Annotated in this window: 16 protein-coding genes; 13 read left to right on the top strand and 3 right to left on the bottom strand. The window is 56.4% G+C overall.

What is annotated here, in order from left to right; translation table 11 throughout:
- Positions 1-30 precede the first annotated feature (30 nt).
- From NB063_RS09025 to NB063_RS09050, 6 genes are all read left to right on the top strand, one after another.
- The gene (locus NB063_RS09025) at positions 31-1,257 is read left to right on the top strand and encodes an ABC transporter permease (RefSeq protein ID WP_250928411.1); all 1,227 of its coding nucleotides are present in this window, start codon (positions 31-33) and stop codon (positions 1,255-1,257) included.
- Between the two features lie 112 nt (positions 1,258-1,369).
- Positions 1,370-2,053, top strand: a complete 684-nt coding sequence (locus NB063_RS09030; protein ID WP_250928412.1) for an ABC transporter ATP-binding protein — start codon at positions 1,370-1,372, stop codon at positions 2,051-2,053.
- 191 nt (positions 2,054-2,244) lie between these two features.
- Complete coding sequence (locus NB063_RS09035; RefSeq protein ID WP_250928413.1) at positions 2,245-3,006, top strand: methyltransferase family protein; 762 nt, start codon at positions 2,245-2,247, stop codon at positions 3,004-3,006.
- Positions 3,003-3,245: a BON domain-containing protein gene (locus NB063_RS09040; protein WP_250928414.1), complete on the top strand. Its 243-nt coding sequence runs from the start codon at positions 3,003-3,005 to the stop codon at positions 3,243-3,245. The genes NB063_RS09035 and NB063_RS09040 overlap by 4 nt, the downstream gene beginning before the upstream one ends.
- 32 nt (positions 3,246-3,277) lie before the next feature.
- Positions 3,278-4,753 carry a trypsin-like peptidase domain-containing protein gene (locus NB063_RS09045; RefSeq protein WP_250928415.1) on the top strand — a complete coding sequence of 492 codons (1,476 nt, stop codon included), beginning with the start codon at positions 3,278-3,280 and terminating at the stop codon, positions 4,751-4,753.
- 22 nt (positions 4,754-4,775) lie between these two features.
- Positions 4,776-7,250 (top strand): heavy metal translocating P-type ATPase, encoded by a 2,475-nt coding sequence (locus NB063_RS09050; protein ID WP_250928416.1) that lies wholly within the window; start codon positions 4,776-4,778, stop codon positions 7,248-7,250.
- Between the two features lie 14 nt (positions 7,251-7,264).
- Here the strand turns inward: NB063_RS09050 and NB063_RS09055 are convergent, their stop codons facing one another.
- Positions 7,265-7,741: a DUF305 domain-containing protein gene (locus tag NB063_RS09055; protein WP_250928417.1), complete on the bottom strand. Its 477-nt coding sequence runs from the start codon at positions 7,739-7,741 to the stop codon at positions 7,265-7,267.
- 210 nt (positions 7,742-7,951) lie between these two features.
- Between NB063_RS09055 and NB063_RS09060 the strand changes: the two genes are divergently transcribed.
- A complete protein-coding gene (locus NB063_RS09060; RefSeq protein WP_250928418.1) occupies positions 7,952-8,506 on the top strand; it encodes an RNA polymerase sigma factor in 555 nt (184 codons plus the stop codon).
- A 55-nt stretch (positions 8,507-8,561) separates the two neighbouring features.
- Here the strand turns inward: NB063_RS09060 and NB063_RS09065 are convergent, their stop codons facing one another.
- Complete coding sequence (locus NB063_RS09065) at positions 8,562-10,274, bottom strand: TolC family protein (RefSeq protein WP_250928419.1); 1,713 nt, start codon at positions 10,272-10,274, stop codon at positions 8,562-8,564.
- 133 nt (positions 10,275-10,407) lie between these two features.
- Here NB063_RS09065 and NB063_RS09070 point away from each other — a divergent pair, with 133 nt between their 5' ends.
- From NB063_RS09070 to NB063_RS09095, 6 genes are all read left to right on the top strand, one after another.
- A complete protein-coding gene (locus NB063_RS09070; protein ID WP_250928420.1) occupies positions 10,408-10,962 on the top strand; it encodes a hypothetical protein in 555 nt (184 codons plus the stop codon).
- A gap of 291 nt (positions 10,963-11,253) precedes the next feature.
- The gene (locus NB063_RS09075) at positions 11,254-13,377 is read left to right on the top strand and encodes an efflux RND transporter periplasmic adaptor subunit (protein WP_250928421.1); all 2,124 of its coding nucleotides are present in this window, start codon (positions 11,254-11,256) and stop codon (positions 13,375-13,377) included.
- A gap of 11 nt (positions 13,378-13,388) precedes the next feature.
- A complete protein-coding gene (locus NB063_RS09080; protein WP_250928422.1) occupies positions 13,389-16,904 on the top strand; it encodes an efflux RND transporter permease subunit in 3,516 nt (1,171 codons plus the stop codon).
- A 115-nt stretch (positions 16,905-17,019) separates the two neighbouring features.
- Complete coding sequence (locus tag NB063_RS09085; protein ID WP_250928423.1) at positions 17,020-18,399, top strand: hypothetical protein; 1,380 nt, start codon at positions 17,020-17,022, stop codon at positions 18,397-18,399.
- Between the two features lie 134 nt (positions 18,400-18,533).
- Positions 18,534-18,809, top strand: coding sequence for a hypothetical protein (locus NB063_RS09090; protein ID WP_250928424.1), 276 nt, complete (start codon positions 18,534-18,536; stop codon positions 18,807-18,809).
- Between the two features lie 19 nt (positions 18,810-18,828).
- The gene (locus tag NB063_RS09095) at positions 18,829-19,500 is read left to right on the top strand and encodes a GNAT family N-acetyltransferase (protein ID WP_250928425.1); all 672 of its coding nucleotides are present in this window, start codon (positions 18,829-18,831) and stop codon (positions 19,498-19,500) included.
- On the opposite strand, the gene NB063_RS09100 is transcribed toward NB063_RS09095, so the two are convergent.
- Entirely contained in the window at positions 19,492-20,940 is a 1,449-nt protein-coding gene (locus NB063_RS09100) for a PP2C family protein-serine/threonine phosphatase (protein WP_250928426.1), read from the bottom strand. The two genes, NB063_RS09095 and NB063_RS09100, sit on opposite strands and share 9 nt — an antisense overlap.
- Positions 20,941-20,964: the final 24 nt, after the last annotated feature.

Below are 20,964 nucleotides of genomic sequence, written 5' to 3' on the forward strand. Positions count from 1 at the left end.
CAACAATCATCAATCGACGGAACGGATTCTATGAAACTTCGACACATGATATGGAAAGAACTCTGGCAGCGGCCCACTCCGATGCTGACTAGTTTGCTGGCCGTCACGCTTGGCGTCACAGCACTCGTTGCGATTCAAAACATCACGGTGTTTACGGAACGCAAGATCGCTGGTGACATGGAGTCGCTCGGTGCGAACGTCTTGGTTTTGCCGCCCAGCGTCACGCTGCAAGACTACTACGGCGCCGATATGCACGGGCAGACGATGCCCGAAGAATACGTCACTCGGCTTGCATTCGCTCGGTTGCCCGGCGTCGAAAACTTGGCTCCAAAATTGTGCGTTGAGGCGGACGTCGACACGATTCCCGTCACGCTGACTGGTATCCTGCCCCGCAGCGAGTTTCAAGCCAAAGCAGCTTGGCAGGGCCTCGGGATGTTGGGCAATGCGGTCGGTAGCGATGCCGGTTGCTGTGCCACTGCGGCTGATACCGGTGCGGGGGATGACGATCCGAACTCACTGGCGACAACTCGCACGATCGCAGAGTTGGGCGACCGCGATGTGATCCTTGGACGTGATCTCGCCAGCCAACTGGGAGCGAAAACCGGCGATTCGTTGTCGCTACTCGGTGATGACTTTACGGTCCTCACGGTGCTGCCCGCGACTGGGACGATTGACGACGGACGCATGTTCGCTCACTTGCACAGCGTCCAAGACCTATCGGGTGCCGGACCAGTGGTGAATGTTATCGAGATCATGGCGTGCTGCGAAGATTCAGCGGGCGACTTAATCACGAACCTGTCCGCCGAACTTCCCGAGACGCGAATCGTCACGATCGCCCAAGTGGTGCAAACGCAAATCGCCGTCAACGGACTGATGTCACGTTTGTCGTGGGTGTTCCTGTCGATCCTGCTGCTGGTCGGTGCCACGAGCATCGCCAGCGTGATGTACGCCAACGTGACCGAACGACGCAAGGAAATCGGCACGCTGATGGCGATCGGAGCCAGTCGCAACTTTGTCACACAAATGTTCCTTGGCAAAGCTGCGGTCTTGGGACTCGTCGGTGGAGCAGCGGGCTTTGTTGTTGGCACCATCGTCGCCGCAGTGCTTGGACCGCAGTTGTTGGGCATTCACGTACAACCGATGCCGATGCTACTGGGCGTGGGGATGGGTACGGCAACGATCGTCGCGGTCGCCGCTAGCCTACTACCCGCCCGCCGCGCCGCTGGTCTCGACCCATGCCTCGTGTTTAACGATTGAAGATTGATGATTGCAGGTTGGAGATTGAAAAGAAATCATGCTCCATTTCTGCCGTCATCTTCAATTCATCCACTAAATCTAAAATCTTCAATCTCAAATCTACAATTTCCCCATGTATCAACTCAAAGCTGTCACCCAGACCTACGAACGTCGAGGCCAAATCGTCACGGCACTCGACAACTCCGACCTCACGATTCCCGACAACGATTTCATTGCGATCGTTGGGCCGAGCGGAAGCGGCAAGACAACACTGCTATCTGTTCTCGGCGGCATGCTCGCGCCGTCCACTGGCGACGTGATGCTCGATGGCGAATCCTTGTACGACCTGTCGGTGGAAGAACGCACCGCATTACGAGGCCGCAAGATCGGCTTCGTGTTTCAATCGTTCAACTTGATCTCGTGGCTGACTGCCCGCGAAAACGTGCAAATCCCACTCATGTTGTCTGGCAAAACCGCCAAACAACAAGAAGAGCGTGCGATGGAGATGCTCGACCGCGTTGGGTTGTCTGATCGAACCGATCACCGTCCGTCCGAAATGAGCCAAGGCCAGCAACAACGAGTCGCTTTGGCACGGACGCTCGCCAACGACCCACAAATCATCTTGGCCGATGAACCGACCGGAAACCTCGATTCAGAAACTCGCCAACAGGTAATGAGCTATCTGAATGAATTTCACCAAGACGGACGTACGATCGTCATGGTCACCCACGACGCCGACACCGCCGCGTTCGCGCACCGCACCATTCGCTTAGTCGCCGGAGTCACCCACGAGGTCGCCGTTGCAAAAGCCGCATGAGAAAAAGATGGGGAGTTGGGAGAGGGGGAGCCAGGGAGAAATCGTACTCCTTGTCTCCGTGTCTCCCAGACTCCCAACTAGAAAACTGATGGCTGCCCTTCAGCCGTTAGCTAGGTTCCCGGACCGCGTCACTCACCAGCCGACGCGCCGGGAGCCGTTTTTCACCTCCCAACCCGAAAACAGAAATCCCTATGGCCCTCATTGAAGAATTTGAACGCACTGGATCGTGGCTGTTCCGCTGGCGCAGCTATCTGCCGTTCGTGATCTTACCGTTGATCGTGACCGCCGTGCTGCGATATCCCGTGATTGAATTGCATCCCAATTTGCATTTCATTTGGAGCATCATCAGTCTCGGCGTTTCGCTAGTGGGATTGGCGGTTCGCTTTCACACAGTTGGCCACGCCGCTGACGGAACATCGGGTCGCAACACGAAAACGCAAGTTGCCGAAACACTCAACACAACCGGCTTCTATTCCATCGTCCGGCATCCACTGTACCTCGGCAATTTCCTGATTGCCCTCGGCATTGTGTTGCACTCCGCGGCTCCCTGGTTGGTTGTGGTCTACCTGATGGCATTCGCGTTGTATTACGAACGCATCATGTTCACCGAGGAAGCGTTCTTGCGAAAAACGTTTGGCAGTGTGTTCACCGATTGGTCCAATCGCACGCCCGCGTTCGCACCAAGACTTCGGCAATGGAAGTCAGCGGAACTCCCGTTAGACATCCCGAAAGTCATTCGAGCCGAGTCTGCTGCCGTCGCGGTCATCGCATTGACCTTCCCGGCATTGGAATTGGCGATGCACGAAGCTCAGCAAGGCAATGTCGCCATCGAAACATCGTGGTACATCCTGCTCGGCAGCGGCATTCTTCTCTACATCATCGCTCGGGTTATGAAACGGCAACTCCGACGCTGGCTCAAGTACGAGCGAATCTTGTACGAGGCTGCAAAGTGAGATCGCAAAGCTCCAAGCACCCTCCTGCGAATCCTGAGACACTCAGCGTTAGAGTCGAACGCATCATCAAGCGATATGGTTTTGACGAAGTGCAAGTCTCCAGCGATAAGTCCTGGCACGTCACTCTCACCGGCACCGTTGATGATGTCAACGACCGTGCGTTGGTCGTCGCGATCGCCCGAACCACTCCGGGTGTCAACTTGGTCGGCAGTGAAATCACCCTAACCAAGCAGAACTAAACGGATTCACCTCTCGAACGGAAACATCTCCCATGAAGTTTGATTGCAGAACCATTGCTTGCACTTTGTTTGCGTCGATGATCGCGACGATCGCCATTTCGGCGGAACCAGTTTCAACTGAATCTCATGCGGACGTTGCATCGGCGAACGATCTGTCGAACCTTGTCCGCAAAGTTGCGGATCAGGTTTCGCCCGGAATCGTCACTGTCTACGCTTTGCGTGGGCCAAGAATGACACTTCCTATGCGGTTGCGTGAAAGAGCGATTCACGGTCATCAATCTGGGCCATCGACATATCGGCCAACCACAACGTCGCCACCTGACTCTCCCGACGACCAGGGCTCGGGGGTCGTCATCGACCGTGACGGCTGGGTGCTCACTTGCAGCCACGTCGTTGAAAATGCCAACGCGGTGTTTGTGCGAACGGCGGACGGGCAAAAGTTCCATGCCAGCGAAGTCGTTTGCGATCCTATCTCCGACTTGGCGATCATCAAACTCAAAGACGCTGCCGACCTGCAAGAGGTTAAATTGGCGGACTCCGACAGCCTGGGTGTTGGCGATTGGGTCATATCGCTCGCTTCTCCCTATGATCTTCAACGTTCTGTCAGTGCAGGGATCATCAGTTCGACGCAGCGATGGGTTCCGAGTTCACCCTATCCGCTAATTCAGAATGACGCCTGCACCAATCCCGGCAGTTCCGGCGGAGCGTTGCTGAACCTGCATGGCGAAGTCGTTGGAATCATCGAAGGAGCCGTCACGACGACTGGCGAGTTTCAAGGCATCGGATTAGCAACGCCCATCAATGTTGTTAAAGATGTCACTGAGCAACTTCGCATGAACGGCTACGTCGAGCGATGCCGTTTTGGTTTTGAAACCCAACCGCTGACTCCCGACATGGCCAGGCTGTTGGAGCCATCGCTTCCGGCTGGTCTGTATGTGAAGGCCGTCATGCCACGTTCGCCAGCCAGCCTCGCGGGTTTGCGGGAGGGTGATGTGATTACCGAATTTGACGGTAAACTTGTGACGCAATCTTTTGACCCGGACTCAATCAACGCGAACGCGGCAACTGTCAAATCACAGGCGATGAAAGTGCTTCGCGACCACGAGGTCGTTGATTTACAGATTTTGCTGAAGCACGCATCGCACTCTAACGCAACACCGACAATTCCCCAGACGCCGCCAACGGATTCATTCGAGCACTACGATTCGCTCAACGGCCTGGGACTCGCGACGCTGACTCCGTCGCTGGTTCGTGAGCTTGACCTTCCACTGGATGCACACGGCCCGTTGATTACGCATGTTTCTTACGATAGTGAAGCGTATCGCGAGGGCATAGCGGCTGGCATGGTAATTGCTCGCATCAACGATCGGCGAATTGAAAACCTAGCCCAGTACGCAGAGATCATTAAAGAGCTGGAGCCTGGTAAGCCAGTGCTCTTTCTGTTGCAGTCCGATCAAGGCTCGCATTTGGTGATGTTGGAAACACATAGGCGAAAAGGTGACGACTAACCCAAATGAGATCGACATACGCATGAGAAAAGAAAAGATTGAACTCAACCTGCTTCTACCCACGGTCAAAGATGCGGACGATTCGTGCGTCAGGCGGCTGGCGGAATTGCTGCAAAGCAAAGCAGGAATCGACGCCGCACATTCGCTTAAGCTAAGCGATGAAAGCCCTGGCCAAATCTGCGTGCACTATGACCCGAATGTGGTATCGACGGGAGAGGTTCGCGAAATGGCACGGCGTGCCGGCACGCAGCTTGACCAGCGATACGGGCATTGGCATAAGCGAGTTGAGCCGATGCACGCACGCCGAGCGTCCGCCATCGAGTCGCGTCTGGCTCGCATCGACGGAGTTATCGAATCGGTTGTTTCCCCGGACGGAGCCGTTCGAGTCGAATTCGATCGTCAAACAACCGACGCTTCGACGATCGCAAGGGCACTGGATGATTGGTCATCGTCTGACCTGAAAGATCGCGACGAGCATGAGGGCCATCGGCAAGACGATGAAGGTCACGAAGACGATCACGATCATGCTGGTCATGACCATGCTCACGGTGGCATCTTCGGACCGAAGTCGGAGTTGATCTTTGCGATTCTCTGCGGCCTGTTTCTGTTAGTCGGTTGGCTGCTCGAAACATTCGCCGACCTGAACCATTGGATTCCGCTGGGGTGCTACATCGCCGCTTACCTTTTCGGCGGCTACTACACCGTTACCGAAGCGATCGAGAAAATCCGAGCCGGCAAGTTTGAGATCGACTTCCTGATGATTGTGGCTGCCGCAGGTGCCGCGTCGTTGGGAGCGTGGGCCGAAGGCGCGTTGCTGTTGTTCCTGTTCAGCATCGGTCACGCTTTGGAAGGCTACGCGATGGGGCGAGCCAAACGTGCCATCGAAGCGTTGTCCGATCTGGCACCGAAAACTGCACGGGTTCGACGCGATGGCAACGAATCAGAAATTCCCGTCGAAGACCTGATCGTCGGCGAAAGCGTCATCATCAAACCCGACGAACGAGTCCCGGCGGACGGTTTCGTGACCGCCGGCGAGTCCAGTATCAACCAAGCACCGATCACAGGCGAAAGCGTGCCTGTCGACAAACGCCCCGTTGATGACGCTACCGCTGCCGCATCCGATCCCGAGTCGCTTCCGCCAGAGCATCGTGCATTCGCGGGAACGATCAATCAATCGGGGTCGCTCGAAATCCAAGTCACCAAGCTCGCATCTGAAAACACACTGGCCCGTGTCGTCACGATGGTCAGCGAAGCAGAAACACGGGTGTCGCCAACGCAAAAGTTTACCAAGAAGTTCGAGCGATACTTTGTCCCGTCGGTCATTGCCGGTGTCGTACTGTTGATGTTCGCACCGTTCGTCATCGACGAAACCTTCAGCGAATCGTTCTATCGAGCGATGGCGGTTCTGGTCGCCGCAAGCCCGTGCGCGTTGGCGATCGCAACGCCCAGTGCGGTGCTCAGCGGCGTCGCCCGAGCCGCCCGCGGCGGAATTCTAGTCAAAGGCGGCGGACCGTTGGAAAGCCTCGGCAGTCTCGACGCGATTGCGTTTGACAAAACCGGAACGCTCACTGAGGGCGAACCCAAAGTCACCGACGTTCGCACCGCTGACGGTGTCGATGAGACCGAACTGTTACGAACCGCTATCGCAGTCGAGGACCTCAGCAAACATCCGCTTGCCAAAGCCGTTGTTCGCGACGGAAAGAAACGATTGGGAGACGGGGAGTCTGGGAGTGGCGGAGAGATTCCTGATGCGACTGATTTGCAGAGTATCACCGGTCGCGGCATTCAAGCGACGGTCGATGGAGACATTGTTCACATTGGCAAAGACGATCTGTTCGCCGAAGTCGACGGGCCACCGCTGTCAGACAGCGTACGCGAGATTGTCGAATCGCTCGAAGAGAACGGACGCACAACGATGATCGTCCGGCGCGGTGATCGTTACCTCGGCGTGATCGGTTTGATGGACACACCCCGTGAAGCCTCCAAGCGAACGATCTCGCGGCTTCGCGAGCTCGGCATCGTGCGGATGATTATGATTTCGGGCGACAACCAGAAAGTCGCCAACGCGGTCGCGAAGGAAGTGGGTCTCGACGAAGCCCGCGGCGACTTGATGCCTGAAGACAAGGTCAACGAAATCAAGAAGCTACAAAGTGAAGGCGGCGTCGCCATGGTTGGCGACGGAGTCAACGACGCGCCGGCCATGGCATCCGCCTCCGTCGGTATTGCAATGGGAGCCGCCGGTAGCGACGTCGCCCTCGAAACCGCTGATGTCGCCTTAATGGCAGACAACCTCGACCACTTGCCGCTCGCCATCGGACTCAGCCGCGCAACCCGCCGCATCATCCGTCAAAACCTCTGGATGAGTCTCGGCATGGTAGCGTTTCTCGTCCCCGCCACGATCCTCGGCCTCAACATCGGCCCCGCAGTTGCATTGCACGAAGGCAGCACGCTGGTCGTCGTTTTCAACGCATTGCGACTATTGGCATACAAACAATAGAGGTCATTCGCGAGTCAATGTTTCAATGCCAATGCATTCGTTTCTTCGTTTTCCAAGTCCGCAATCAGTCGTTGCATCTCCGCGATCTCCTTCTTTTGGGTTTGGATGATTTGGTCGGCCAGTTCGCGGACTCGAGGGTCGGTGATTTCGGCTCGTTCGCTGGTCAGGATCGCGATCGAGTGGTGTGGGATCATGGCTTTCATCCACGAAACATCTTCAACGGTCTCCTGGCTGCGTACGAGGTACAGCGACCCAGCGAAGACGGCGATGCTGGTAGCGAAAATGGCCACGTTGGTCTTCGTACTCTTATACATGCCGAGCATGAACGACAACATAATCATTGCCATCGTCGCTCCCATGACGAGTGCCATGTAGAAGCGAGTCTCACTCCAGTAGACGTGGTCGATCGCGTAGGTGTTCAGATACATCACCAACAGCATGACTGCGGTCGAAGTGGCGATCATCGCTCCAAAAAGTCGGTAGTTGGTCATGTCGTTTTCCTTGGTTTGTTTGTGATTCGAGTTCCCAAACGAATTCGCAAATACGGTGCCGAGGTATCCGAATGCCAGGAGAAATCTCAAATTCCAACGCGAAGTCGCGATGGCCTGTGTGATGCGCGACCGCATTGGTCGGTAATCGCCACGGCACGCCGAACCCAAAGGCCGCTAGTACCCCCCTTGGGTATCGGTACAATCTGACAAATGGAGCATCGCAGTGAGAGCAATGTCAAAGAGCCAATCGACGACGCAACGGTTAAGGCCGGTGCCGGCGGCGATCGCGCTGCGCTCCGCCAGATTTACGAGGCCACCGCGGATCGCGTCTTCCGCTTAATGGTGCGGATGGTCGGTCAGCAGGACGCCGACGACTTAACGCAGCAAACTTTCGTTCGGGCGTTTACGAAGCTCGAGCAGTTCAGCGGCGAGTCGAAGTTTGAAACGTGGCTGTATCGACTGGCCACCAACGAAGCTCTGCAGCATCTACGCCGCGAGAAACATCGGCGGACCAAAGAACTGGTGGTCGAGCCGACCGGTGGCCAAACCGACCACGTCGAGCAAGACGAACGAGTCGCGATGGTACGCCAGGCACTCGATCAACTCGATCCGGAATTGCGGGCGATCTTCACGCTCAAAGAAGAGAGCGGTTTGTCGTACCAAGAGATCGCCCAGACGCTAGACATCCCCGAAGGTACGGTTGGATCGAGGTTGAACCGGGCACGGCGTGAATTGCGGAGGTTGATAGATGGGAGTCCGGAGTGAAGGAGGAGGGAGCTGTGTTCTCCCGTCTCCTTCACCCCCCAACACCCCCTACTTCTTATTGAGGGCAACCTACCGTGCGATCCAACTGGGCGATCGTGCCGGCCAGTGTGGCGTCGATGCGGGCGAGTTGGGTCTCAAACATTAGTAGCTCGCGGTAGGTTTCGATCAAGGTGAAGAAGTCCGTCCGTTTGCCACGGTAGTCGGCGATCGAAAGTTTGAGTGTGTCTTCTGTTCGCGGGATGATACGATCTTCGTAGATGTCGCGTTGCTCGACCAGGGCGTCGGCTTGAACAATCAGGCGGCGAATCTTGCCGTACAGTTCGTCGCGTTCGGCTTCCAGTCGGCGAGTGGTGCTGCTGCGACGGTGAGCTGCTTCGCGGACTCCGGCGTTGATCTTCTCTCGCCAAATTGGCAATGTTGTACCGAAGCTGACGCTGAGTTGATCGTTTCCGTTGGCCACTGGGCTAAGAACGTCATGGTTATCGCTGACCAATCCCCAATTCAATCCGACGCTGAAGTCTGGATACTGCTGCAAGCAGGCCAAGCGTTCTTTGTCGCGGTCGCGTTGAATTTCCCATGCGAGGCCGCGTAGCTTCGGATTACACTGTTCGGCCAACGCGATCAATTCTTCGATTTGCTGGGGCGTGTCAGTGATGCTCAGTTCATCCGTCGCTTCGGGAAGAATCCCGACGGGTTGCTGTAGCAGCGTAGCGAGGTCGGCTTGGGCAACCAGCTTTTGTCTTGCAAGCGTGATGAGTTGTTCGTCAAGTCGGTCGGTTTCGAGTTGGGCACGCAACACGTCTTGTTGTGAACCGCCACTGCGATAACGCGCCTCGGCAACGTCAGTCAGGTCGGCAACGAGGTCCTTGGTTTCTTCGATGATGTCGATCGCGCGGGTTGCGAACCAAACTTCGTAGTAGGCGAGACGAACGGACTCGGTGATCTCGCGAGCAATCGCGTCAACTTCCGTTTGAGCAATTTGCACTTCGCGGCTGGCGATGACCGCTTTGGTTTTCAGCTTGTCGGGAAACGGGACCATTTGGTTGACCGACATCTGATTGGCGACTCGGCCGGCCGCGGTTTGGATGGCGTTGTCGTGCAAAGGCCAGAAGGTGTTGTTGAATGTCGGGTCGGGCAAGGCTTTGGCTTGCGGGATGACATTGGATGCCGCAGCGACACGTTGCCTAGCAGCGAGGATTTTAGGGTGACGTGCGAGTGCAGTGCCTACGAAATACTCGACGGGCTGGCCATTGGGCGCAGGCGTCGCGATCGGCTCGGCAGTGCGATCGGCCTCAGCATCTTTGGAGTCTTCCTTTTCGTCGGACTCCCGATCCTTGGAGTCTTTACCTTCGGTGTTCTTGTCGTCACCCTTTTCCTTCATGTCCGGTTCATCACCATCCTTCTCCTCACCTTCCTTGCTCTCGTTGTCCCCATCTTCCTTGGGCGGATCGAGTTGCAGGAAGTCTCCGAAACTTCGTTTTCCGTCGTCCTGGGGCGGTTGAGCGAAGACGGCGGGCGATGCGATCACCACTCCGTCGTTGTAGCCGACGGGCTGTACGGAAGCAGTTTCCGGCTCGCTAAGGACTTGCTGCCAGTCGACGTCGCTATTCGTGACCGATGTCGGGCTCGACACGGGGGCCGAAGTGGTAGATTTTGCGACCTGAACACCACGCTGGGAGGCACAACCAGACGTCGACGCGGCAACCAATGCTGCTAGCAGCAATCGTTTGGCGTGGGTCGTTCTGAGTCTCAAAGAATGCCGATCCATGGCGTTCAGGTCCTAATGAGCTATAATTGAGCAGTCAAAGTTTGCCTAACCGGGTAATTCCTATTGAACTCTTCGGCAAAATTTCCGATACAGTTCATATACCGGGCATGGGTATCCTTTTCGGAAGGTCACAGTGAGCAACTCCCCCCTAATTCGCACCGCCGTTAATCTTTGTCTGATCGCTGCAATGGTGATTCAGCCGATGACGCTGGTGGCTGCGCAGGGAACATGTGCTCAAGGTCAGTGCTGCGGGGCCGAAACGGTCTGCCACGCTTGCAAATGCTGTGAAGTGAAAACGGACGGCGAACTGTGCGGTTGCTGTAACGGCAACGACGAAGACGCCGGAACTTGCTGTGCGAAGAAACGCAAACAACCAAAGCATGACGACCTGTTCGGTGAAATCTCCGATGTCGTGCCCGAGCCACCGAAATCCGACGACGAGAAATTGGTTCAAGACCAAGTTGCGTTGTCATCGTGCATGTGTGGCATTCGATCAGAACCGCTAGCACCGGCACCACATCGCGTACCTGTTCCTCAGGTTCGTGAATTGGTCGTGATTACGTACTTGGATCACGTTGCATCCGAGGCTGGACTTTCAATTCGTCCAGATCAACTGATGTCACGATTGCCGATCGGCGATCACTCACCGCATTTCTCTCAGCGGTTCCTTTGCATCTGGCGCATCTAGCGTCGTCTCGATAGGAGAGCTGCGCGCTCGTAGCTTCTCGTTTTCAAGTTGGCTTTCATGCGAATGATGCTGCGCGCTCGTTCCGTGTGAAGTCTATCCAGATGCAATCCCCACGCGATCCAATTCGCGTCACCAAAACAATGAGCCGGTCATAGCCTGGAGGCAATGACCGGTCGGCGATGTTGATTCACGAAGTGCCCCTCGTGACCAACCGCGTCGGCCGGTCGCCTCAGGGGCAATCGCCCGTGGATGGAAACATACTTTGTGCCGGAAAACGCCGCGAGAACTGTCATGAATCAGGACGAACCAATCGAACCTAACGAAGCCGAAGTTGACGACCAAGTCAGCGGCGCGGATGCGGATGCGCCGACTGATAGCGAGCCAGTGGAAACGGTTGCCGAAGAAACGCCCTCGCCAATTGAAGCCAAACCGACCGCACCGAAAAGTGGTGGCGGGATGAAGTGGCTGGTGCGCACGGGTGTGCAAGCCGCAACGGTAGTCGTCGTTGCTGGTCTTGTGTTTTTCTTACTCGGGGTCGCCCAGCGGACTGCGTGGTTGACTGCCGATGGTTTCTCGGGCGGCCAAGGCGATTCCCTCGCGGAAGCCGGCGGTGGCGAAGACAAACGATACATCTGCCCGATGATGTGTACGCCACCGTCGACCGAACCCGGACGATGCCCGGTGTGTGCGATGGAATTGGTCGAAGCGACCGGCGGCGGAGGCGGCGATGGTATCTCGGTCACCATCGAACCATCCGCCCGGCGATTGGTCGGTATTCAAACCGCGATGTCGAAGATGGGCGAAGTCAATCGAACGATCCGCACCATCGGCTCGATCGACTTCGACGAAAGCCAACTTTCGACCATCAGCGCATACATCGACGGCCGCTTGGAAAAGATGTACGCGAACTACGCTGGCGTGAAAGTCAATGATGGCGACGACCTGGCGTTGATCTACAGCCCACAGCTCTACACCGCACAAACCGAGTTCATCACCAGCATGAACAGCGATGGCAAGATCGGTCGCTTTCAAATCTCTGGCGGCGATCTGAACAAGATGGCGCGGGAGAATTTGACGGAACTGGGCATGACGGAAAGTCAGATCGAGCAGTTGGGGAAGTCGGGTAAACCAATGTCGCGCATTCGCATCAAGTCACCGCAGAGAGGAACCGTTATCGAAAAGTCAGCGGTTGAGGGCGACTATGTGAAAACGGGAGACAAGCTTTACCGTGTAGCCGACCTAAGCAGTGTTTGGTTGATGCTTGACCTGTTCCCCGACGACGCATCGGCTGTTCGTTTCGGCCAACAAGTCGAAGCGGAAATACAGTCGATGCCGGGCGAAGTATTCACGGGCCGCGTCGCTTTCATTGACCCAACCGTGAACCCCAAGACTCGAACGGTACGCGTGCGAGTCGAGATCATGAACTTTGACGGCAAACTGCGACCGGGCGACTACGCGACCGCTCGGGTGACCGTGCCGGCGATCCCAATGGACCAAGTTTACGATCCGGCACTGGCGAACAAATACATCAGCCCGATGCACCCGCAAGTTATCCGCGACGAACCCGGTAAGTGTCCGCTTTGTGACATGGATTTGGTGCCGACGTCGCAGCTTGGGTTCGCATCAGAACCCTTGCCGATGCAGCAAGTCGTAACTGTGCCGCGCGACGCCGTGCTTCTTGCTGGTGAAAACAGTGTGATCTACGTCGAAACCGAACCCGGACGTTTTGAGATTCGCCGAGTGACGATCGGTCCCATGAATCGCAAAGAAGCGGTGATTGTGGAAGGACTGTCGGCTGGTGAGACGGTTGCGACAGCCGGCAATTTCCTGATCGACTCACAAATGCAGCTCGCCGGCAATCCTTCGTTGATGGACCCGACGAAAGCACCGAGCTATTCGCCGGGACCGCTTGAGCTCCCTAATACAACTCCTGTCATGCTGGCCAGCGACGCTGGCAATACGCTTGATCGAACCTACGACGCGTACTTTGAAATCCAGTGTGCGATGGCGGCCGACCAAACGCCTCCGCCCGTTGCGTTGAACACACTGATCGAAGGTCTCCGCGAACTGGAAATGTTGGCCAATGTTCCCGATGAAGCTCAACGGCGGTTCGCAACCGCTCGCCGCGCGGCGTCACGCTTGGACGGTTCGTTAGAAACGGCTCGCGAGGCCTATCGCGGTGTCAGTCACGCAATGTTGCGAGCGGCCACGGTGGCTCGCGGGCCGAAGACGGCTGTGAAGTTGACGCACTATTACTGCCCGATGGTTCCCGGCGGCGGTGGCGACTGGATGCAGCCCGGCGGCGACTTGCAGAACCCATATTGGGGCAGCGAGATGCTGACATGCGGCGAAGTAGTTCGTGATATGGCAATGCCCGCGGGCATGGTTCCCTCAATCGCGCGCACGGTGCAATAAGGAGACGAACCATGCTTAATCTAATCATTCGCTTCTGCGTTAAAGAACCTTGGCTGGTGGTATTGCTGACCATTGGTCTAAGCGTCGCTGGCTGGATCAGTTTTAAGTCGATTCCGATCGACGCGATTCCCAACATTGGCGAGAACCAAGTCATCGTGTTGACGCCTTGGCCGGGTCGCTCGCCAAAGGACATCGAAGACCAGGTCACCTATCCGCTGAGCGTTTCGTTGCTCGCTGTTCCCGGTGCGGAATCGGTGCGTGGCAAGAGCATGTTCGGCTACAGCTTCGTGCAGGTCACGTTCAAGGACGAAATTGACTTTTATTGGGCACGCAGTCGAGTTTCTGAGCAACTCGGCAGTGCCGCGTCACAGTTGCCCGATGGCGTCGTGCCACAACTTGGCCCGGACGCGACCGGATTGGGGCAGGTCTACTACTACACGTTACAACCACCCGACGAAGGCATGGGGCTCGCAGAACTTCGCAGCATGCAAGACTTCGTTGTGAAGTACGAGTTGCAGGCGGTCGAAGGGGTCAGCGAGGTCGCGTCGATCGGCGGTTACGTTCGCCAGTATCAAATCGAAGTCGATCCTGACAAGCTTCGCTTTCACAACGTATCGCTCGACAAGTTGGCGATGGCGATCAAGGGATCGAACTTGGACGTCGGTGCTAAGACAGTCGAAACGACCGGCATGGAGTTCATCGTCCGCAGCAAGGGGTTCCTCGGCTCTGGCGGTGACAAAGACAAAGCGGTCGAGGACATCGAGGACACCGTCATCATGCAGCGTGACGGAGTTCCCGTTCGCGTCCGCGACATTGCCAATGTGCAGATTGGCCCTGATTTTCGTCGCGGTGCATTGGATTACAACGGAGCCGAAGCGGTTGGCGGCGTGGTCGTGATGCGATACGGCGAGAATCCTCGAGTCGTCATCGACCGCATGAAAGCCAAGATTGCCGCGATAACGCCATCGCTGCAAGGAGTGACCATCAACGGCGTCTACGATCGCAGCGGACTGATCGACGAAACGATGGCGACGCTGACGCATGCGTTACGCGACGAGATCATCATCACGGCGATCATCATCCTCTTGTTTCTATTGCACATCCGCAGCAGTTTCGTCGTGGCGATCTGTTTGCCGGCAGCAGTGCTGATGTCGTTCATTGCGATGCGTGTGGTCGGCGTCGGAGCGAACATCATGTCGCTAGCCGGAATCGCGATCGCGATCGGCACGATGGTCGACATGGCGATCATCGTTTCAGAGAATATTTACCAGCATCTTTCGGATTGGGAGGCTGGCAGTGAAGAGGAGAGAATCAAGCAACCTCGCACGGAAGTCGTCTACGAAGCCACGGTCGAAGTCGCACCGGCCGTCGTGACCGCCGTGGCGACAACCATTGTCAGTTTCTTGCCGGTCTTCTTTTTGACCGGTCGCGATTACAAGCTGTTTTCTCCGCTGGCTTACACCAAGACATTCGCGATTGCTGCAGCGATGATCGCGGCCGTCACGATTGTGCCCGCTTTGTGCCGATTGATGTTGCGGAGCAGCGTGCGTCGAAAATCGACCGCGATGGTTGCCGCGTTGTCTCTCTCGGGATTGATCGGTGCCGCGTCCCATTTCTTGTGGGGGTCACGACTCGCAGAGCGATTCGGCTTGGAAACCTGGATCGTGACCACCGTCGCCGCAGTGATCGGATTCATTGCCGGTTGGCAATTGCTGCGAGAGCGGATTCGGCCAATCGAAGAAATCCCGTCTAGTCGCTTCGTTCGCTGGATTTACGCAGCCCGATTGCGACACGCCCTGAACCACAAAGCATTCGCGCTTTCGTTTCCGTTGATGCTGTTGATCATCGGCGTGGGTGCCTACGTCGGAATGCCAACCGTGCTTCGTCCGGTCGAAAAGTTCGCGAACCTGTTCGGTGCCGATCTGAATGACTTTCCCGGCTACGTCGATGCCAAGCATGTGTTTACGGGGTTGCAGAGCGACGACTGGATCGCGCTCGACGAAGGAAGCTGGTTCTACATGCCGACGCTGTACCCGGCAGCCAGTTTTTCGCAAGCGATGCAAGTGTTGCAGACGCAAGATGTTTTGATCGGCCAAATTCCCGAAGTCAAAGATGTTCTCGGCAAAATCGGTCGCGTCGAATCGGCACTCGACCCCGCGCCGGCCGCGATGGTCGAAACCTATGTGATGCTCAAACCCGAAAGCGAGTGGCGAGAAGGCGTCACGGCTCGCGACGTGTGGGACGAAATCAACCGCGTCGCCACGTTGCCCGGTGTCACGCCCGCGTCGGCGTTACAACCGATCGAGGGCCGAGTCGTGATGTTGCAGTCTGGCATCAAGGCACCGATGGCAATTCGAGTTTACGGCAACGAACTCGACGAGTTGGCTGACGCGGCCATGAATGTCTCCGCTGAGCTGAAGAAGTCGCCGCTGATCAACGCCGGCACCGTCAACCCCGATATCGTGCTTGGCAAACCCTACGTCGAGTTCACCGTCGATCGTGAGGCGGCATCGCGGTACGGGATGAGTTCGTCGATGGTGAACCAAGTCATCGAGACCGCACTCGGCGGGATGAACTTAATCAAGACCGTTGAAGGACGTGAGCGTTATCCAGTGCGGCTCCGTTACAACCGTGACTTGCGCGAACAGATCGACGGGCTGAAACGCTTGCCGGTCGTCACACATTCGGGGGCGGTCGTACCGCTCGAAGAACTCGCGACGCTGGAAACGACTTGGGGGCCGGGTGCAATCAACAGCGAAAACGGTCGACTCGTCGCTCACGTTTCTCTCATGACCAATGGCAGCAAGGGCGATTTGGAATCGGTCTCCGCGATCGAAGAACAGCTCCGCGCGGCACAGTCGCTGCTTCCGTCCGACCCGAATCGGTTGTCATTGCCAGCCGGCTATTCCCTCGAAGCCGTCGGTAGCTTCCGAAATCAGATCGAAGCCAACCGGCGTCTGATGTGGATCATTCCGATGGTGATCTGCATCAATCTGATGTTGCTTTACATGGAGTTCCGAAACCTCTCGATTTCGCTTGCCGTGTTCTCCGGTATCCCAGTCGCCTTCGCTGGCGGCATGATTGCAGTGGCAACGATGGGCGTCGAACTCAATACGGCAGTCTGGGTTGGCTTCATCGCTTTGTTCGGTCTCGCGGTCGACGATGGCGTGGTAATGGCGACCTACATCCATCAACTGCTCAAGAAACGCAAAATCGAATCGGTCGAAGACATTCGCAACGTGGTTTACGAAGCCGGGCTCAAACGCATTCGGCCTTGCATGATGACCACGGTGACGACGCTTGCCGCGTTGATTCCGGTGTTGATCGCGACAGGCCGTGGTGCTGACGTTGCCCGAGCGATGGCGATTCCCGTGTTCGGTGGCATGTTAGCTGAACCGTTCACGTCGTTTATTGTGCCGACGCTCTATTGCGGCTACCAGGAATTGAAAATGCGTTTCGGATTTCAAGACGAGCTTTGGGAAGGCACCGAAGCGATGCCGGAGGAGGAACTCATGAAAGCGGCATAAAACTTTTCGTTTGACCGTGAAGGAATTCACGACTCAGGCATCCAATCAACCAACCTCACCAAGATCGACGGACCCAACGGATGGAGTCCTGAAACTTTTACAACGGAGTTCTCCCATGAAACGAACACTCATCATCACCGCTTTCTCACTCGCGATGTCCGCATCGAGCGTGTTTGGGCAGACGATTCAATCGCAGCACAATCACGCTGGACACAACCACGTGATGCCCGGCATGACGCAGGCTCGCGAAGCGACGCAAGCAGGGCCGCATGGCGGCAGTTTGAAACAATCCGGCAACCTGCAAATCGAAACGATTGTTTCACAAGGCGGGCTGAAAATGTTCGTCTACGACCGCGCTGGTCAGCCGGTTTCGGTTGACCGGGGACGCGGTGCCGTTTCGGTACGAGTCGAAGGCAATGCGAAACGCTATCGCTACGACTTGTTGCCCGATGGCAAAGGAGCGTTGACGGCTCCTGTGAACTTGTCGCAAATCGCTGGTCGACAGATTGACGTCGATGTGCAATTGGTCGGTATTGCGGCCAGCACAATCTCTTTCAATGAAGTCGCCACCGTTCCGGCCAGCGAGCAACAACTGGCAGCCGCGGCGATCGCACGACAAAAAATCTGCCCCGTCAGCGGAAAGCCGCTCGGCAGCATGGGTGATCCTGTCTCCGTCGATGTCAACGGACAGAAGCTTTACGTTTGCTGTGCAGGCTGTGTGAACGCGGTCAAGTCGGACCCGGCTAAGTATGCCGCCGGTCGCCCGCAGATCACGGTCACCACCGCGACCCAATCCGATGCAGCAGCCATTGCCACCCAGAAGGTTTGTCCCGTGATGGATGAACCGCTCGGTGGTATGGGGACACCGATCAAGGTGATGGTTGGTGACAAGCCGATCTATCTGTGCTGCAAGGGATGCATCAAAAAGATTCAAGCCGAGCCAGCGAAGTATTTGGCGATGGTTTATGGCAACGGCACGCAAGCCAGTGCCCAGCCTGCTGCCACGACGACGGCAAAGATCACTGTCTCGACCTCAACCCAAGCCGACGCAGCGGCCATCGCGGCCCAGAAGACCTGTCCCGTCATGGATGAACCTCTCGGTGGCATGGGTACGCCGATCAAGGTGATGGTTGGCGACAAACCGATCTACCTGTGCTGCAAAGGCTGCATCAAGAAGATTCAGGCAGAGCCAGCGAAGTATTTGGCAATAGTTCACGGCAGCGGTAATCAAGCGTCAGTTCCCGCAGGTACCGAACAGGTTCGTGAAGGCATTTTCAAGGTGGTTTCTGCCGATGCACCTTTCATTGCGGCCCAAAAGAAGTGTCCTGTGATGGACGAGCCGCTTGATGCGATGGGTGGACCGTACAAAGTCAATGCGGATGGCAAAGCAATCTACATCTGTTGCCCTGGATGCGCGAAGAAGATTGCGGCCGAGCCGCAAAAGTGGTTGGCTGTTCTGAAGTCTCAAGGAGTCGATGCTCCATTGATTCGTTAACTAAGTCGGGAGCGAGAACTGCTCGCTTCCGATCTGACTCACGCGGGGGCGGTGTCGCGGCTGAATCACGCAAGTGATGACGTCACCACGCCGTCCCTGCCTTTTTGTTTTCAACTTACGACAAGGACGTCGTCATGAAATCGCTATGGAAATATTGCGCAACCGCAGCGCTCGTTTTGCCCCTCTCGCTATCCGCCGGATGCCATTCGCTGCCCTGGGTGGGCAATCGAAAAGACGAACCGGCAGTGACCGCTCAGCAGTACGCCGAGCAAGCTGCCGCCAACATTCAATACGACACGGCGATTGATTTCGACACTGACTACCAACCGCCCGCAGCAAATGCGTTCACAACCGGTCCCACTTCAGTTTCGCAGCGTCCCTCATCAGGCGGCGAAAGCTGTTGCCACTAACGCGGGAGCGCGCTCTACCATGAAGTCTAACTCCACACGCTCGATACGTTGGTTGGCGTATCGAGTAGTACGGCGTTTTGCGATCGCGAACGTCAGTCACTTCTATCAGTCGCCGATCGACACGATGCCGCGAACGCCAACGCCGAGCGAATACGAAATCTGTTCGTGTTCATCCAAGCGTCTACGCGAACACACATCCGAACTGGACTACGTGATCCCAGAGAGGGACTTGGAAATGCTGGACGCCGGCGCAGCCAAATGCTTTGCAGCCTTTCAAGCCGAGTCACTCGCCGGGTTCGCTTGGGTCGCCTTTGGAAACATACCCGGTGAAATGAACCACGACGGCAAACCCGAAACTGGTCTGCCAATCCAACTTTCCGACGATGCCGCTTTCGTATTCCAAGTCTTGGTGCTTCCTGCCTACCGAGGGCGACGACTGTACGCGGCGATCTTGAGCAGGATGGCCGACGAATTGCAACGCGCCGGCATCCGACACCTGGTGCTGACTACCGAAGGATCGAACCACAACGCCCTGCGAGCGGTCGAACGAATGCAATTCCAAAAAGTTGGTCAAGCATCTTTCTTTCGCATCGGACCACTCAGTCGAGCAACCTACCCGACGCTTTCAAAAGATGTTGGATTCACAATCGGACGATATCTCGGCGACGATACCGCAGCCCATTCAAGTTAACTGAGCCACCAACAGCGTGGTGTCATCGAACGCCTTGCGCCCCTTGCGGAAAGTTTCGATGGACGACTCAAACGCTTCAACCAGTTCCCGAGCGTTGCAGCGTTTGACCGTGTTCATCAACTGCTCAATTCGCTCGGTTCCGTACTGTTCTTCACTCGGGTCAAACGCTTCAGTCACTCCGTCGCTAACAAGGACTAAGCGGGCCGTATCGCCGAGCTGGATTGTTTCTTCGCTGTAGCGGGTATCCTCCTCGACGCCCAAGATCAGGTCGCCCACATTCAATCGCACCGGTGCTTCGCGTCCAATCTGCAAGAACGGAAATTCATGGCCTGCATTGGCGTAGGTCAGTCGTCTCCTATTCGGGTCAACGACCAGTAGCGTCATCGTCGCAAAGTGTCCCATCATCACGTATTCGCAGTATCGTTCGTTGACATCTGTCAGAATCTGGGCAGGGCTGGACGATTTCTTTGCCGCTTCCGACACAAACGCCTTCAACAACGTCGCCGCCATCGCGGCCGGCACGCCGTGTCCCGATACGTCCGCGACGCACAGTAGATATTGCCCATCGGACAATGGAATCACGTCGTAGTAGTCACCGCCAACATCGTCGGCCGGCTCGAACAACTCGGCGACGTCGATTCCAACCAATCCATTCACCGTCGGTCGTAAGTTCTGTTGAATTTGACGTGCCTTTTCCATGTGAACGCGATGGTCGCGCTGAGCGTGATCCAAAGCCTCGGTCATCGAATTGATTTGATCGGCGAGATAACTCAGTTCTCGACAGCTTCGCGTGCGTGCAATCACGCTCAGGTCGCCGGCGGCAACACTCCGCAGCGCCGAAACGAAACCTTGGATTGGTTTGGCGATCAATTGCCGTAATACCGCGCTGACCACGAAGGCAGTAATCCCTCCCAGCAATAGGACTCCGAACATTTGGATCAACAACGAGCGGCGTGTTGCACCCACAACGGCTGAACGTTTCTCTGAAATGTAGACCGTGCCCGCTGATCCAGTGAAAGACCCGACAACGAGCGCGCCGGTAGCGTTTGATCTGGCGAGGGTTGAATCAGCAGCCGACCGCATTGCCAGGAGCATTTCGTCGGAAGCATGCCCATGCGAGACAGCTTGGTACGGAAGCCCTCGCCAATCCGCAGCAATATGGTGACCGGGCGAATCGTCGGTATTCATTCGAGCGCAGACGTTGTCGACCAGATTTTGAATCGCCTCGCCGCCGTGAGGTTCAGCGACCAACAGCGATTCGTACATCGTTTTGGCTTCTTCGGTCAACGCGATCTGCTTCTCGTTCAAATGCCGATCCATCCGCACTCGGTAGTCAACGACAAGAAACAGAACGACGAACCCAAAGAGAATTGCATTGACGAGGACAAGCAGTTGCCGGCTGATCGGCAACTGATGCCATCGGTATTTGAACGCTTCCATCACGGCAACCTAACAGAGAAAAGC

This window comes from Aporhodopirellula aestuarii (assembly GCF_023701485.1).
GTDB classification, from domain to species: domain Bacteria; phylum Planctomycetota; class Planctomycetia; order Pirellulales; family Pirellulaceae; genus Rhodopirellula; species Rhodopirellula aestuarii.

Coding starts and splice junctions, on each gene's coding strand:
- NB063_RS09025 (WP_250928411.1), top strand. CDS start 31: ATGAAACTTCGACACATGATATGGAAAGAACTCTGGCAGCGGCCCACT.
- NB063_RS09030 (WP_250928412.1), top strand. CDS start 1,370: ATGTATCAACTCAAAGCTGTCACCCAGACCTACGAACGTCGAGGCCAA.
- NB063_RS09035 (WP_250928413.1), top strand. CDS start 2,245: ATGGCCCTCATTGAAGAATTTGAACGCACTGGATCGTGGCTGTTCCGC.
- NB063_RS09045 (WP_250928415.1), top strand. CDS start 3,278: ATGAAGTTTGATTGCAGAACCATTGCTTGCACTTTGTTTGCGTCGATG.
- NB063_RS09050 (WP_250928416.1), top strand. CDS start 4,776: ATGAGAAAAGAAAAGATTGAACTCAACCTGCTTCTACCCACGGTCAAA.
- NB063_RS09055 (WP_250928417.1), bottom strand. CDS start 7,741: ATGACCAACTACCGACTTTTTGGAGCGATGATCGCCACTTCGACCGCA.
- NB063_RS09060 (WP_250928418.1), top strand. CDS start 7,952: ATGGAGCATCGCAGTGAGAGCAATGTCAAAGAGCCAATCGACGACGCA.
- NB063_RS09065 (WP_250928419.1), bottom strand. CDS start 10,274: ATGGATCGGCATTCTTTGAGACTCAGAACGACCCACGCCAAACGATTG.
- NB063_RS09075 (WP_250928421.1), top strand. CDS start 11,254: ATGAATCAGGACGAACCAATCGAACCTAACGAAGCCGAAGTTGACGAC.
- NB063_RS09080 (WP_250928422.1), top strand. CDS start 13,389: ATGCTTAATCTAATCATTCGCTTCTGCGTTAAAGAACCTTGGCTGGTG.
- NB063_RS09085 (WP_250928423.1), top strand. CDS start 17,020: ATGAAACGAACACTCATCATCACCGCTTTCTCACTCGCGATGTCCGCA.
- NB063_RS09090 (WP_250928424.1), top strand. CDS start 18,534: ATGAAATCGCTATGGAAATATTGCGCAACCGCAGCGCTCGTTTTGCCC.
- NB063_RS09095 (WP_250928425.1), top strand. CDS start 18,829: ATGAAGTCTAACTCCACACGCTCGATACGTTGGTTGGCGTATCGAGTA.
- NB063_RS09100 (WP_250928426.1), bottom strand. CDS start 20,940: ATGGAAGCGTTCAAATACCGATGGCATCAGTTGCCGATCAGCCGGCAA.